Genomic DNA, 14072 nt, shown 5'->3' on the forward strand with positions numbered 1-14072 from the left:
GGTTTACCCTTTCACAATCGGGCGCGTGCCCACAATTTCCAAATCATACGCATCCAGCCCCAGATACCGCGTGAGCGGCGAATTGGTCAGCAGCACCAGCTGATGCAGGCCCAGCTTTGACATGATCTGCGCGCCAATACCGGTTTTCTTGACCGTCTTTGGGCTGTCATCCTCTTCGTCCTCAAACGCGAGCTTTGGCTTTGGTTCGCGAAACAGCACAACGACCCCCCGGCCCTCTTCAGCAATCAAATCCATCGCATCGCCCAACAGCGCCGATGGACTCGGGCCAAGCCCCAACACATCTTCAATCGGGCTCAGCGCGTGGGCGCGCACCAAAACGGGGGCTTCCGTGGTGATATCCCCTTTGATCAACGCAACATGTTCGGTGCCGGTCACCTGATCGGTAAACACCTTCATGTCCCAATCACCGCCATGCTCGGACGTTACTGAACGCTCACCCGTTAGGGTCACAAGGTTATCATGGCGTTGACGATAGGCAATCAGATCAGAAATCGTGCCTATTTTCATGTTATGGGTTTTTGCGATCTCAACCAATTCAGGAAGGCGCGCCATCGTTCCGTCCGCATTCATGATCTCGCAAATCACACCAGAGGGATGCAATCCCGCCAAACGGCTAACATCCACTGCCGCCTCAGTGTGCCCAGCGCGGACCAACACACCACCATTGCGCGCGCGCAACGGGAACACATGCCCCGGTGTCGCGATATCCGCCTCAGAGTTATTTTCATCAATGGCCACCGCAACAGTCAACGCGCGGTCCGCCGCAGAAATCCCGGTGGTCACACCTTCGCGTGCCTCTACAGAAACAGTAAACGCGGTTTCGTGGCGGGATGAATTGTGCATCGCCATCATAGGCAGGCCCAGCGCCTCGACCCGTGCAGCTGTGATCGGCATACAGATCAACCCGCGCCCATGGGTTGCCATAAAGTTAATCGCCGCCGCATCTGCAAATTCCGCTGGAATAACAAAGTCGCCTTCATTTTCGCGATCTTCGTGGTCAACCAGAATATACATCTGCCCCTGACGCGCCGCTTCAATGATCTCTTCAATCGGGGAAATCGCACCACGCAGCGCGGTCTCTACCGGACCAGCAGTTTCATAAGACATAGGGACTCACCTCAGGCCAAATCTACAGACGATGCGTGATACCGGATTGATCACGCGATGACTAGGGTCAGGGCAACAATTTGATCAAAGGGCTCGGATGACGGCTATGAGCCTGCTTTGCCGGTTTTCTGTACGCGGCTAAAGTTCGCTATCGAGAAATGGGAAATTGAAGCTCTGCGCGAGCGGCCCAGCTCGGACTTTGACGACTGAGTTCAGCGCTACGGCGCGGCATCGTCAGAGCGGTCATTGGCCCATCCGGTAGCCTATCGGCGGGTTGAACGTCGGTCATTCGGCGCAGGTGCTGTTTGGCGCAAACGTGCAAAAGCGGGCAGTCACAACTCCCACTCGGCGGCTACTTCGTTGACACAAGGAGTTCCCTCGGCCTAAGATTTGACCGAGCAAGCATTCATGCGCACTGCCGCCCCTAAGATAAGAGGAGCTGGGATGGAAGTGTCTTCAGAAGCCCCAACCGGGGTTTCTCCTTTTGCTTTCACCCATTGATGCCTTGGGCAATGGTGTGTTTCCCCTTTGGGCTTCGGTCCAGGGTCGGTCCGTTCTCTCTCCCTTCCATCCACTCTTCCACCGGAGTACTCCATGAAAACCTTATCTCTCGCACTTATTGTCTTCGTTGTTGTGTCCCCTGTCAGCCCATCGGAGGCACATGCCGAAGCCATATGCTCTGACGGTCGGTCACCGGTGGAACAATGTACCGCATCGCGGGAGGCGCAGATCATCGCGCTGCAAGTTGCTGAACGCCGTTGTATTGACGAGGCCCGTGATACCAATCGGTATTCTGACCACTGTTTTGATAATTACACTGCTGCATTTGCACAGGCACACGATCGTTGGGACGAGTGCTATTTGGCTGATCAATGTGGCTGGTCGCAGTAGAACCCAATGTGTAATGCTTTGTTATGTTGATGGTTTCAGGATGGCAGGGGATTGAATTTCTGTCTGTAAACAACATTTCCCGGGTGACATTTTAGCCTCTAACCCACTCAACGCCCATTGCGCCCATCTCTTGACGTACATCTCAAGCGCAGCATCGGCTAAAACCGTGCTACGCTTTTGCACATTATGCCGAGATGCTTTCGTGATGAAGTTTGCAATCGTTTTGCGGGCAATCGTCAGACCCACCGGCTGAAATGATAACCACTCCATCCGCACAGTGTGAAGTCATGCACTGCGCAGCGAAAGGTAGCTGCCCGAAGTCTCGCCCGACCGCTACGAAGGTCCGCTCCGTGGAAAGCAGCCGTTAACCTCGTGGACGGCAATGTCGGCTTTGTCCCGCTGTGCCGACTTTTGAACGAATTTGTTTCCCATCACTGTTTGTGCATAAAACAACATCAGATCGCCCATTCTTCATCTGCAAAATCGTATGCATAAAAACCATATAAAAGCTGCATAAGTCCTGCATAGAAACCATACGGCTGTTTTAGGCCCAATCTTGCAGGCGTTTGACGTACCGTGCGAGCGTATCAATCTCTAGATTGATGCCATCCCCGACCTTCGCATCGCCCCAGATTGTCACCTCTTTGGTGTGGGGAATAAAGTTGATGCCAAAATCACATCCGTTCACTTCATTCACCGTCAAAGACGTACCGTTCAACGTCACAGACCCCTTCTGCGCGATAAAGCCCGCCAATTCATGCGGCGCACGGAACGTCACGCGCGTGCTGTCACCTTCGTCAATCATTTCAATGATTTGTGCAATTCCGTCGACATGACCAGACACAATATGACCGCCCAGTTCATCGCCAACTTTCAATGCGCGTTCTAAATTCAAACGCCCACCAGAAGCCCAATTACCAATATTGGTTTTTGAAACACTTTCGGCAGATATTTCTACATCAAACCAGTTCTGCGGCTCTGCACCTAAAGCGATAACGGTTAGGCAAACACCATTGCAAGCAATCGACGCACCAAGGTCTATACCATTGATATCATAAGATGTTCCAATCCGAGCCCGCAAATCACCCCGTTGCTCTAGCTCAAGAATTTTGCCAATATCAGTTACGATTCCAGTGAACATAGGCTTGCCCTCATGATGTTGATGCCCCTGACCTACCCCGCAATGCAGCCCCTCGCAAGCCATGTTCCCCACAGCCAAAAACAAAATAGGGCTGCCAAACGCCATAGTTTTGCCGTAACAGCATGTTAACCCATGGTAATGCAGTTACATAGGTCAGCAATCGGCACCACGTCATGAACACGATCACCGGATCACAACGCAGTTTTTTGTTCCTTCAGGGACCACACGGGCCGTTCTTTCATCGGCTTGGAAAACTGCTGCGTGCAGCAGGCGCTCAAACTTGGCGCGTTGGCTTTAATGCAGGTGATCGCGCCTTCTGGTTTCAAGGCAAAAGCTTCATTCCCTTCACCAAGGATCAAGACGCTTGGCCAGAAACCTTTGAAGAGATTGTAAAATCCAAACAAATCACCGACATCGTCCTCTACGGCGACACCCGCCCTATCCATGCCCAAGCCGTGGAAATTGCTAAGGCCCAAGGCCTGCGCGTACATGTATTCGAAGAAGGGTACCTGCGCCCCTATTGGGTCACCTATGAACGTGGCGGTACAAACGGCAATTCACGTTTGATGGACATCGACATTCCGACCATGCGCAAAGCACTGGAAGAAATCGACCTAGATGTACCCGAAGCCCCGGCCCGTTGGGGTGATATGCGCCAACACGTTTTCTACGGAGCGCTATACCATTGGTTTGTAATGTTTCGGAATCGCCAATTCCGAAACTTTCGCCCACACCGAGACTTGACGGTCACCAAAGAATTTCAACTCTATTTTCAGCGCCTTATGCTGATGCCGTTTATTGCGTTAGACCGCATTATCGCGACGTCACGCATAAAACACGGCGGCTTTCCGTTTCATCTTGCATTGCTACAATTGGAACACGACTCAAGCTTCCAATCCCATAGCCCCTTTGACACGATGACCGATTTTTTCGAACTCACGATCAAGGGCTTTGCCGAAGGTGCGCCCCAACATCACCACCTCGTGTTTAAAGCGCATCCCCTCGAAGACGGACGGGTCAATCAACGGCGCGAAATCCGCCGTATCGCCGCGGAACATAATGTTGCAGGACGCGTCCATTACGTAAGGGGTGGCAAGCTCGCCAAACTGTTGAATGACGCGCGCAGCGCCGTCACCGTAAATTCAACAGCCGCCCAACAGGTTCTTTGGCGCGGATTACCCTTAAAGGTCTTTGGCTCCGCCGTTTATGAAAAGTCCGAATTTGTATCGACCCAGTCATTGCCAGAGTTTTTCGCAAATCCGTCGCGCCCAGATACCAAAGCCTACAAAGATTATCGCCATTACCTACTAGAAACATCCCAGATAACGGGTGGTTTTTATTCTTCGCACGGGCGTCGTCGACTGCTGCGGCAAGTCACCGATATGATGCTCGCGCCCGAAGATCCCTATGATGCCCTAAGGTCAGGAAACGCTGCACCACGGCAACAGTTACGGCTCGTCAACTAGTTAGAGAATTCTATTCTAGCAATTCTTGCAGTCATTCCATAAGATGAACAAAAAAATATTCGAGGCAGAATTCGTATTGAGGGAGCCGAGGCAGTGAAATTCCTAACGAAACACAGGGCGCGTCAAGCGACCCTTTTGGTTGCTGTTGCAACTTTGGTTGCTTGTGGCTTGCCCCGCCCAGGACCAAACAAAGCTGAAATTTTTTCAGGATCCGTTCAACAAGACGGCGACGCCTTCATCGTGAGTGTTAATGATCGTGTGACGCGCGCGACTTCTGTTACGCCTTCTCTGGGCTTTTCAGAAGCGTTCCGTAATGCAAACCCACTGGGGTCTGACACCATTCGTCCCGGTGATACGCTTAGCCTGACATTCTGGGAAAACGTTGACGACGGTATTTTGACAACCGCTGGTGCGCCTTCTGCGCTAAGCGATGTTCAGGTTGACGGCGCTGGCTATATTTTTGTGCCTTACGCTGGGCGCGTACGTGCTGCAGGAAACACCCCTGAGGCGCTTCGTCGTATTATCACCGAAAAGCTCGACACCCAAACACCTGATCCGCAGGTTTTGGTGCGCCGCCTAGCCGGTGACGGTTCAACCGTTTCAATCGTTGGCGGTGTAGGTGGTCAGGGGGTTTACCCGATTGAGCGTCCAACTCGTACACTTTCCGCGATGCTCGCTAATGCCGGCGGTGTTGCCATCGATCCAGAGGTTGCACGCGTGACCGTGAACCGTGGTGATCAAACCGGCCAAATTTGGCTGCAAGATTTGTTTGCCTCCCCTGTCTTGGATATTGCGCTACGTGCGGGTGACCGTATTTTCGTCGAAGAAGATACGCGAACCTTTACTGCTCTTGGCGCAACTGGCGGTCAAAGCCGTGTTCCATTTGGTAGCCCTACCCTCTCCGCGATTGAGGCAATTGCCCAAGTCGGCGGATTGTCAGCGGCAACAGCCGATCCAACCGGCGTATTCGTTTTCCGTAATGAAGCCGAAGAAGTCGCCAAAGTCGTATTGGGTCGCGACGACATCATCGGTGCACAGCGCGTTGCTTATGTATTGGACCTCACAGAACCAAACGGCCTGTTCCGTGCCCGTGATTTTGCAATTCGCGACGGCGACACTGTCTATGTAACAGAGGCACCATTCGTACAATGGGATCGCACCATTTCAGCTTTGACTGGTTCACTTTCCTCCGTCAGCGCAATCACCACCCTAACGGGCGGCTAAGATGCACGACGATGCAAATCAAATTGCCGCCGGGTCTGCAAAGTCTCTGCGGCTTTTTGTATATAACGGCGGCTTTCTAACCCAAAAGCGCGTTCGGCGCATATTGGAACTGTCAGGATATTCCATTCAACTTGGTCAGCCCAAAGATGGGGATCTTGTTGGAGTCTGGGGCAAAAGCCCAACTTCTGGCCGCGGTGAAAAAGTTGCGCAAAAAGCGGATGCTTTGATCGTACGCGCAGAAGACGCTTTTTTACGCTCCGTATTACCCGGACGTACAGGCAGCGCCCCTATTGGACTGCATCTAGATCATTCCGGTGTTCATTTTGACAGCAGCCAACCAAGTGATCTGGAAACAATCCTCGCCACCGACCCGCTTGATGATCAGGCGATTTTAAATCGTGCGCGCGGCGCAATGGCACAATTGCAAGAACTGCATCTCTCAAAATATTGCGCATTCGATCCAAACACGCTCGCACCTACACCGGGTTATGTATTGGTCATCGATCAAACGCGCGGGGATGCGTCCGTAAAGTATAGCGGTGCAAACTCAAACACCTTTCTTGAAATGCTCTACTATGCCCAAGAGGAAAATCCAAACCAACGCGTTATAATCAAAACCCATCCCGAAACGGAAATGGGCCTGCGCGAGGGGTATTTTGACGAAAGCCACTGCAATGATCGCGTTTCGCTGTTCAGCGATCCAATTTCACCTTGGGTTTTGCTCGAAGGGGCAACAGCCGTTTACGTTGTTTCATCGCAACTTGGGTTTGAGGCCATTCAGATGGGGCACCGCCCCCGCGTCTTCGGTCAACCCTTTTACGCGGGCTGGGGATTAACCGAAGATGAATTCCCAATCACCCGACGCCAGCGGAAATTGACCCGCGTTCAATTGTTCGCGGCTTCGATGATCCTTTACCCAAAATGGTACGACCCCCACCGCGATCGCCTATGCAGTCTAGAAGATGCGATATTAGCCCTGGCTGCGGAAACCCGCGCTTGGCGTGAAGATCAAAAAGGCTATGTCGCCTCAGGCATGCGGTTGTGGAAACGCAAACCACTTCAGGCGTTCTACGGCAAACAACGCAAGCTTCGCTTTGAGGACGACCCGCAGCGGGCAGAAGCAATCGCACGAGAGGATCACCGAAGTCAGTTGGTTTGGGCAGGCAAGGCCCATGGCCATGAGGGGCCTCATCTAAATATCGAAGATGGCTTTCTAAGATCAAAGGGACTTGGCGCGCAGCTTATCCCCCCTCTGTCGCTGGTCGCCGATGATTTAGGAATTTACTACAATCCGCAGTCCCCCAGCCGCCTTGAAACGATGATCAAACACCGAAAAAACCTGCGACCTGATCAGGTTCTTCGTATTGAAACGCTTATCCGCAATCTATGCGCAGCCAAACTCTCAAAATACAATTTAGCAGGCTCTCCCCTTCCAATCCTACCGGACGGGCACCGCATTCTGGTCCCCGGCCAAGTGGAAGACGATGCATCAATAAAGACAGGCTGCGGGGATATTTGCACAAACCTTGGTCTGTTAAAGTCCGCGCGTGCGGCCAATCCTGAGGCCGTGATCCTTTACAAACCTCACCCTGATGTCGAGGCGGGTTTGCGCGTTGGGGCGATTACTGAGACTGATGCCTTGGCCTACGCGGATCAGGTTTTGGCCCAAGCTGACCCAATAGCGCTTCTTGATCACGTTCAGGAGGTCTGGACACTCACCTCTCTGCTGGGGTTCGAGGCCCTTCTACGAGGGTGTGCTGTCACATGTCTTGGCAGCCCCTTTTATGCGGGTTGGGGACTAACGAGCGACAAAGCCCCAAGACCGGAGCGGCGCGACCAAAATGTATCAATCAACAGTTTAGCCTATGCCTGTTTAATCGACTATCCACGCTACCATGACCCGGTCACGAACACGCCTTGCAGTGCAGAGGTTATTCTTGATCGGCTTCGCAACGATGACATCCCAAAGCCCGGCCCCGGAAACAGAATGTTATCAAAACTACAGGGACTATTCGCCAGTTACGCACACCTCTGGCGCTAAGTGGCGCACCAACGGTGTAACACATCACCGCCAATGCGACGCGTTTCTAACAATTCAAAACGTGGTGCTTGTGAAAGTTGTTCCACCCCCATCGCGCCCAACGATGGTTGACCCTCTGCACCCAGAACAACACCAGCGGTAAAGCCGATAATTTCATCCACCAATCCCGCAGACAATAATGATGCGGCCAACTGCCCGCCACCTTCGCAAAACACACGCGTCAGTCCTATCCCCCCCAAGGCGGTCAAAACAGACGCTGGGTCGAGTTGTCGAAAGCTAGTCATATCGCACGACAGGCATTGCGCCCCTAATGCAGTCCACCGTGCGACACGATCAGGATCAGCATCCGCCCCATGACATAAAATCACGGGGATTTCTCGGGCGGTTTTGGCTAGTTTCCCATCCATTGGAATGTCTAATTTTCGTGAGACAACAATACGGGTCGGTTGATAGGAAACGCCTAAATCGCGGACGTTTAGGCTTGGATCATCTGCACGAGCCGTGCCCGCCCCAACCATCACCGCATCGTGGCTTGAACGTTGGCGATGCACCTCACGACGAGCCTGCGCACCTGTGATCCACTGGCTTTCGCCGCTTGCCGTGGCGATGCGCCCGTCAAAGCTATTCGCCAATTTGAGCGTCACCATCGGGCGCCCTTTTTCAACCTTTGCAAAGAACCCTTTGTTCAGATCACGGGCTTTTTTTTCTAAAATACCTTGTTCAACTTTGACACCCGCGCTGCGCAATATTTCAAAGCCGCGCCCAGAAACGCGTTCATCGCTATCACCCGCAGCACATATGACACGCCCAATCCCTGCTCGAACCAAAGCGTCTGCACAAGGTGGTGTTTTACCATGATGCGCGCATGGCTCCAGCGTTACATAAGCAGTGGCACCTTCGGCCTGATCCCCCGCTTGCGCCAAAGCAACTACTTCGGCATGAGGGCGGCCTGATGGCTGTGTCCACCCCCGTCCTACAATGCGTCCCTGCTTAACAATAACACAACCAACAGCGGGATTTGGCCAAGTTCTCCCACGCCCTCGCGCGGCAAGTGAGAGAGCAAGTTGCATGTAGCGTTTATCAGTTGGTGTCACGTTTCAGTTGGCTCCGGAGGGCGCAATTCGCTAACAAATTTGTCAAAATCATCTGCCGCTTGGAAGTTTTTATAAACACTCGCAAAACGCACGTAAGCAACCGTATCAATCCGTGCCAAGGCTTCCATCACGATTTCACCGATGATCTTTGATGAAATGTCAGTTTCGCCCATACTCTCAAGCCGGCGTACAATCCCTGAAATCATTTGATCCACACGCTCTGTCTCAACAGGGCGTTTTTGCAAAGCAATACGGATGGATCGCTCGAGTTTATCTCGGTCAAAATCTTCGCGACGGCCATTGGTTTTTATGACCACCAAATCGCGCAATTGAACCCGCTCATAAGTGGTAAATCGCCCGCTACACGCCGGGCAAAACCGACGACGACGAATGGCGACATGATCCTCAGCAGGACGTGAATCCTTGACCTGCGTGTCTACATTTCCGCAAAATGGGCAGCGCATTGCCACTCCTTGACCTGATGTTGAACTTATCCACAGGCACTATAGGACAGCTACGACAATTTGTGTAGCCTGAATTATCTTCCGCTAGATTTATACGAACAGCCGCCCGTTCGAGCGCGAACGACGATGCATGACGAAACCATTCATGTAAAAATGCTGCATATGTGATATGATGATCTTAAACCTGCTCGCTTACAATGACGCTAGGAAACTTTACCGGCAACCAATCACACCGAGGTCACGATGCAAAAACCTGAAGATTTTACAAAGTTTTACTTCACCAAAGTTGGCATGGGCGAAGCATGTGGATGCGCTGAACGTGTTATTGATGTTTATGAATTCAACCGAAAAGGTGGGGCCGCCGAACAAGTGCAAATTTCAAAACCAAGCCGCCCATTTTCCCTCAGACGGGCTTGGAAAAAACTCGGACGCGCCTTTCGGTAATTACCGATACAAAAGAAAAGCGCCCCGAAGGGCGCTTTCAATTACTGATCCAGGAAACTCCGAAGCTTGCGGCTTCTGCTTGGATGTTTCAGCTTACGCAGCGCTTTCGCTTCGATCTGACGAATACGTTCACGGGTCACACTGAACTGTTGACCCACTTCTTCGAGTGTATGGTCGGTGTTCATTCCGATCCCAAACCGCATACGCAACACCCGCTCTTCACGTGGTGTGAGAGACGCCAAAACCCGCGTTGTGGTTTCTTTCAGGTTTTCCTGAATGGCTGAATCCAACGGCAAGATTGCATTCTTATCTTCAATGAAATCGCCAAGCTGTGAATCTTCTTCGTCCCCAATTGGCGTTTCGAGAGAGATCGGCTCCTTGGCAATTTTCATTACCTTGCGCACTTTTTCCAAAGGCATTTGCAGTTTTTCAGCCAATTCCTCAGGTGTCGGTTCGCGACCAATTTCATGCAACATCTGGCGACCAGTCCGTACCAGTTTATTGATCGTTTCGATCATATGCACAGGAATACGAATGGTACGCGCCTGATCCGCGATCGAGCGCGTGATCGCCTGACGAATCCACCACGTCGCGTAGGTGCTGAATTTATAACCCCGGCGATACTCGAATTTATCCACCGCCTTCATTAGGCCGATGTTACCTTCCTGAATAAGATCAAGGAACTGAAGGCCACGGTTGGTGTATTTTTTTGCGATTGAAATTACGAGACGAAGGTTCGCTTCGACCATTTCTTTCTTAGCTTGGCGCGCTTCTTTTTCGCCTTTCTGAACCTGCTGCACGATGCGGCGGAATTCAGAAATATCCAAACCAACATAAGTCCCGACCTGCGCCATGTCTGCGCGCAACTCTTCGACTTTGGATGTTGAACGCTCAATAAACATCTGCCAGCCGCGGCCCGGCTTTTGCGTCATTTCCTCGAGCCATGTTGGATCAAGTTCACGACCACGGTACGCCTCGATAAACTCGCGACGATTAATGCGCGCCTGATCCGCAAGCTTCACCATAGCACTGTCAATCTGCATGATACGACGGTTGATGCCATACAACTGATCTATCAAAGCTTCGATGCGGTTATTGTGAAGATGGAGCTCATTCACCAGTTCAACAATTTCCGCACGTAGTTTTTGATAAAGATCTTCGTTTTCGCTCGAGAAACTTTCATCTTCATTCAATGTGGCGGAAATCCGAACGTCCTGCATTTCGGACAGTTTGGCATAGTCACGTGCAATAAGGTCAAGCGTTTCCAAAACGCGTGGCTTAAGCGCCGCTTCCATCGCAGCCAAAGACATGTTGGCTTGTTCGTCTTCATCGTCGTCGTCGTCGGCATTGATGACATTGCCATCGGCGTCATACTCTGTTTCTGCTTCTTTTTTCTCAGCAGGTGCCGCGCCTTCGACTTTCAGACCTTCAACGACACCTTCTTCAGCATCATCTTCACCCATTTGATTGCCAAATGTGGTCTCAAGGTCGATCACGTCGCGAAGCAAAATATCCTCGGACAAAAGCTCGTCACGCCAAATGGTAATCGCTTGGAACGTCAGTGGGCTTTCGCATAGCCCAAGGATCATTGTGTTGCGGCCCGCTTCGATGCGTTTCGCAATCGCGATTTCGCCTTCACGGCTTAGCAACTCGACGGAACCCATTTCGCGCAGATACATGCGAACAGGGTCGTCAGTGCGATCTAGTTTTTCGGTCTCACTGGATGCAAGCGTGACTTCACGCGCACCAGACGCGGCAACCAGGTCAGTTGTGCCTTTGTCTTCGTCGTCCTCTTCCTCTTCGGTGATCTGAATGCCCATTTCAGAAAGCATCGACATCACGTCTTCGATTTGGTCGGAAGAGACCTGATCAGGTGGAAGAACCTGATTCAGCTGATCATAGGTGATAAAGCCTTTTTCCCGCGCTTCGGCGATCATCTTTTTAATCGCGGCTTGGCTCATATCTAAGGTATGCGCGTTTTCGCGATCTTCTGATTTACGGTCGTCAGTGTCTTTGGCGGCCATGCAATGCTCCTTGCGACGGGCGGGCTGATTCGGCTGACCCGAATCAATCCTGCGCAGCGATGATTCGCAACCCGTATACGGTTATTTTTGACGGTTTCCCATGGGGCAGAGGCATTAGCGTGACTTCCCCTTGGCAAAAGTGATGTTTTCTAACAAAGAATTCAAGCGGCTACGCTCTGCACGGTTAAGTGCAAGACCGTTGTCGCCAACGTCATATTCAGCTTTATCCTCAGATTCGCTGCGCACAGCGCGATTTCGCGCCTCTGCCGCTTGCTGCAATCTCCAAGTTAAACCTTCATCCGCGACGCCGGTTAAATCCTGCAACGCATCTTCGACTTCTCTTTGAACGCCTTGGCCTGCTTCGAGTTTTGCGATTTCTTCTGCAACACATATGGTTGCTATTTCTATATCGCCGGGGTTGCGGACCGTGGGGGCCAAACCCACATGGCGTGCCCCAAACAGGTTTTCAAGGGCATAAGGCCCTAAATCATCAAATATAGCAGATTTAATTTCATCTGAATCCCGCCCGACCATACGCAGAATGATATTCAACATCGCCTGATGATCCGGCGCTGTGCATTCAATCCGCTCGAGCGCCGTTTCAAATTGCCCTGTCACATCAGGATGCAAAATCAACGTGGCCAATACAACCCCTTCGCGCAACTCAAGCGCGCTAAGTCCACCGTTGACCAGCGATGAATTCTTGGTGGCGTGATGCGCTGAGACTGCGGGGGATTTCCACCCTTTGCCACCAAATTTCTTGCCAGGTTCAAAAGGTTTGCGGCGCGGATTAAACAACTCCCATCTGAGTTGCTTGATCTCTTCGCCATAGTGGGCACGGATTGAGGGATCTTTGATTGTTTTAATTGCAGCGCGCAGTGTTTTATCAAAAGCGGCTTTGCGTTCTGGACTATCAAAAACCTTACCTTCGGTTTCACGTTGCCATAACAATTTCACCATCGGCTGTGCCGCATCGACCAACGCTTGCATCGCGCCAGCGCCTTGCGCCCTGAGCAAATCATCGGGGTCTTTGCCCTCGGGCAAAATCACAAATCGCAAACTCTGCCCCGCCTCAAGTAACGGCAGCGCAAGATCAATTAAGCGCATAGCAGCACGTAATCCAGCCTTATCCCCATCGAGCGCAATGATAGGCTCCGGTGCAATACGCCAAAGCAACTGAAGCTGATTTTCAGTAATCGCAGTTCCCAGCGGCGCAACGGTTGCCCCAAACCCAGCTTCGGACAATGCGATCGTATCCATGTACCCCTCAGAGACGATCAAAGGATGCCCTTTGCCGGCAGCCTCTCGAGCAGGTCCGTGGTTATAAAGGCTACGCCCCTTATCAAACAATTCGGTTTCCGGTGAATTCAGATACTTCGCACGCGCATTCGGATCCAAGGATCGCCCGCCAAGCGCAATCGCCCTGCCCCGCGCATCCCTGATTGGGAAAATAATCCGTCCACGAAACCGATCATAGGGTGCCCCACCGTTATCCGGCACAGCTGCAAGCCCAGCCCCAATGATCAAATCAGGCGCGACGCCTTTCGCGGTCAAATGCTGAAACACACCTTGGCGCTGATCCGGCGCAAACCCAATTTCCCAACGGTTCAACGCGGCCTCAGACAATCCCCGACCATCCAAATAGTCCCGTGCTCCGGCCGCATTTCCGGTTTTAAGTTGCAGCCGGTAAAACTGCACGGCCTGCTCCATCACTTCGGCCAGAAGGGTCCGTTTATCTGCCTTTTTCTGTGCCTGCGGATCGCGTGCTGGCATTGTCATCCCGGCTTCTTGTGCCAGAATTTTAATCGCCTCCATGAAATCTACATTTTCGGTTTCGCGCACAAATGAAATCGCATCCCCTTTGGCATGGCAGCCAAAGCAGTAGTAGAACCCTTTGCGATCATCCACATGAAAAGAGGAACTTTTTTCCTGATGAAAGGGGCATTGCGCCCACATGTCGCCCTTGGCCTGATTAGATTTGCGTTGATCCCACATGACCTTACGCCCCACGACCTGAGATAGGCTCGTGCGGGTGCGCAATTCATCAAGGAAACCGGGTGGCAGACTCATAGCGCTAATATCAGGCCTTACGCCGCCAGAGTCTAGGGTCTGCGTCCCAACTACTGGGGCGCAGACGTTTTTAAATGATCACACG

At 52.1% G+C, this 14072-nt stretch carries 11 protein-coding genes; 5 read left to right on the forward strand and 6 right to left on the reverse strand.

What is annotated here, in order from left to right:
• Positions 1-3: 3 nt before the first annotated feature.
• Complete coding sequence (ribB, locus tag G9C99_RS03970) at positions 4-1128, reverse strand: 3,4-dihydroxy-2-butanone-4-phosphate synthase (RefSeq protein WP_166416123.1); 1125 nt, start codon at positions 1126-1128, stop codon at positions 4-6.
• A gap of 594 nt (positions 1129-1722) precedes the next feature.
• On the opposite strand from ribB, the gene G9C99_RS03975 reads away from it, so the two are divergent.
• Positions 1723-2019 carry a hypothetical protein gene (locus G9C99_RS03975; protein WP_166416124.1) on the forward strand — a complete coding sequence of 99 codons (297 nt, stop codon included), beginning with the start codon at positions 1723-1725 and terminating at the stop codon, positions 2017-2019.
• A 544-nt stretch (positions 2020-2563) separates the two neighbouring features.
• Here the strand turns inward: G9C99_RS03975 and G9C99_RS03980 are convergent.
• Complete coding sequence (locus tag G9C99_RS03980) at positions 2564-3160, reverse strand: riboflavin synthase (RefSeq protein WP_166416125.1); 597 nt, start codon at positions 3158-3160, stop codon at positions 2564-2566.
• A 173-nt stretch (positions 3161-3333) separates the two neighbouring features.
• Between G9C99_RS03980 and G9C99_RS03985 the strand changes: the two genes are divergently transcribed.
• From G9C99_RS03985 to G9C99_RS03995, 3 genes are all read left to right on the forward strand, one after another.
• Positions 3334-4626, forward strand: coding sequence for a capsule biosynthesis protein (locus G9C99_RS03985; RefSeq protein ID WP_166416126.1), 1293 nt, complete (start codon positions 3334-3336; stop codon positions 4624-4626).
• A 93-nt stretch (positions 4627-4719) separates the two neighbouring features.
• Positions 4720-5850: a polysaccharide biosynthesis/export family protein gene (locus G9C99_RS03990; RefSeq protein ID WP_166416127.1), complete on the forward strand. Its 1131-nt coding sequence runs from the start codon at positions 4720-4722 to the stop codon at positions 5848-5850.
• Position 5851: 1 nt separating this feature from the next.
• The gene (locus G9C99_RS03995; protein ID WP_166416128.1) at positions 5852-7891 is read left to right on the forward strand and encodes a capsular polysaccharide biosynthesis protein; all 2040 of its coding nucleotides are present in this window, start codon (positions 5852-5854) and stop codon (positions 7889-7891) included.
• Here G9C99_RS03995 and ribD read toward each other — a convergent pair.
• Together ribD and nrdR are read right to left on the reverse strand one after the other, a co-directional pair.
• A complete protein-coding gene (gene ribD, locus G9C99_RS04000) occupies positions 7888-8961 on the reverse strand; it encodes a bifunctional diaminohydroxyphosphoribosylaminopyrimidine deaminase/5-amino-6-(5-phosphoribosylamino)uracil reductase RibD (protein ID WP_166416307.1) in 1074 nt (357 codons plus the stop codon). The two genes, G9C99_RS03995 and ribD, sit on opposite strands and share 4 nt — an antisense overlap.
• A gap of 20 nt (positions 8962-8981) precedes the next feature.
• A complete protein-coding gene (nrdR, locus tag G9C99_RS04005) occupies positions 8982-9449 on the reverse strand; it encodes a transcriptional regulator NrdR (protein WP_166416129.1) in 468 nt (155 codons plus the stop codon).
• A 243-nt stretch (positions 9450-9692) separates the two neighbouring features.
• Here nrdR and G9C99_RS04010 point away from each other — a divergent pair, with 243 nt between their 5' ends.
• On the forward strand, positions 9693-9893 hold the full coding sequence (locus G9C99_RS04010) for a hypothetical protein (RefSeq protein WP_166416130.1): 201 nt from the start codon (positions 9693-9695) through the stop codon (positions 9891-9893).
• Between the two features lie 41 nt (positions 9894-9934).
• On the opposite strand, the gene rpoD is transcribed toward G9C99_RS04010, so the two are convergent.
• Together rpoD and dnaG are read right to left on the reverse strand one after the other, a co-directional pair.
• A complete protein-coding gene (rpoD, locus tag G9C99_RS04015) occupies positions 9935-11917 on the reverse strand; it encodes an RNA polymerase sigma factor RpoD (protein ID WP_166416131.1) in 1983 nt (660 codons plus the stop codon).
• 114 nt (positions 11918-12031) lie between these two features.
• A complete protein-coding gene (dnaG, locus tag G9C99_RS04020; protein ID WP_166416132.1) occupies positions 12032-13987 on the reverse strand; it encodes a DNA primase in 1956 nt (651 codons plus the stop codon).
• Positions 13988-14072 lie beyond the last annotated feature (85 nt).

The sequence above is a fragment of the Cochlodiniinecator piscidefendens genome, from assembly GCF_011326755.1.
GTDB classification, from domain to species: domain Bacteria; phylum Pseudomonadota; class Alphaproteobacteria; order Rhodobacterales; family Rhodobacteraceae; genus Cochlodiniinecator; species Cochlodiniinecator piscidefendens.

Coding starts and splice junctions, on each gene's coding strand:
- ribB (WP_166416123.1), bottom strand. CDS start 1,128: ATGTCTTATGAAACTGCTGGTCCGGTAGAGACCGCGCTGCGTGGTGCG.
- G9C99_RS03975 (WP_166416124.1), top strand. CDS start 1,723: ATGAAAACCTTATCTCTCGCACTTATTGTCTTCGTTGTTGTGTCCCCT.
- G9C99_RS03980 (WP_166416125.1), bottom strand. CDS start 3,160: ATGTTCACTGGAATCGTAACTGATATTGGCAAAATTCTTGAGCTAGAG.
- G9C99_RS03985 (WP_166416126.1), top strand. CDS start 3,334: ATGAACACGATCACCGGATCACAACGCAGTTTTTTGTTCCTTCAGGGA.
- G9C99_RS03995 (WP_166416128.1), top strand. CDS start 5,852: ATGCACGACGATGCAAATCAAATTGCCGCCGGGTCTGCAAAGTCTCTG.
- ribD (WP_166416307.1), bottom strand. CDS start 8,961: ATGCAACTTGCTCTCTCACTTGCCGCGCGAGGGCGTGGGAGAACTTGG.
- nrdR (WP_166416129.1), bottom strand. CDS start 9,449: ATGCGCTGCCCATTTTGCGGAAATGTAGACACGCAGGTCAAGGATTCA.
- G9C99_RS04010 (WP_166416130.1), top strand. CDS start 9,693: ATGCAAAAACCTGAAGATTTTACAAAGTTTTACTTCACCAAAGTTGGC.
- rpoD (WP_166416131.1), bottom strand. CDS start 11,917: ATGGCCGCCAAAGACACTGACGACCGTAAATCAGAAGATCGCGAAAAC.
- dnaG (WP_166416132.1), bottom strand. CDS start 13,987: ATGAGTCTGCCACCCGGTTTCCTTGATGAATTGCGCACCCGCACGAGC.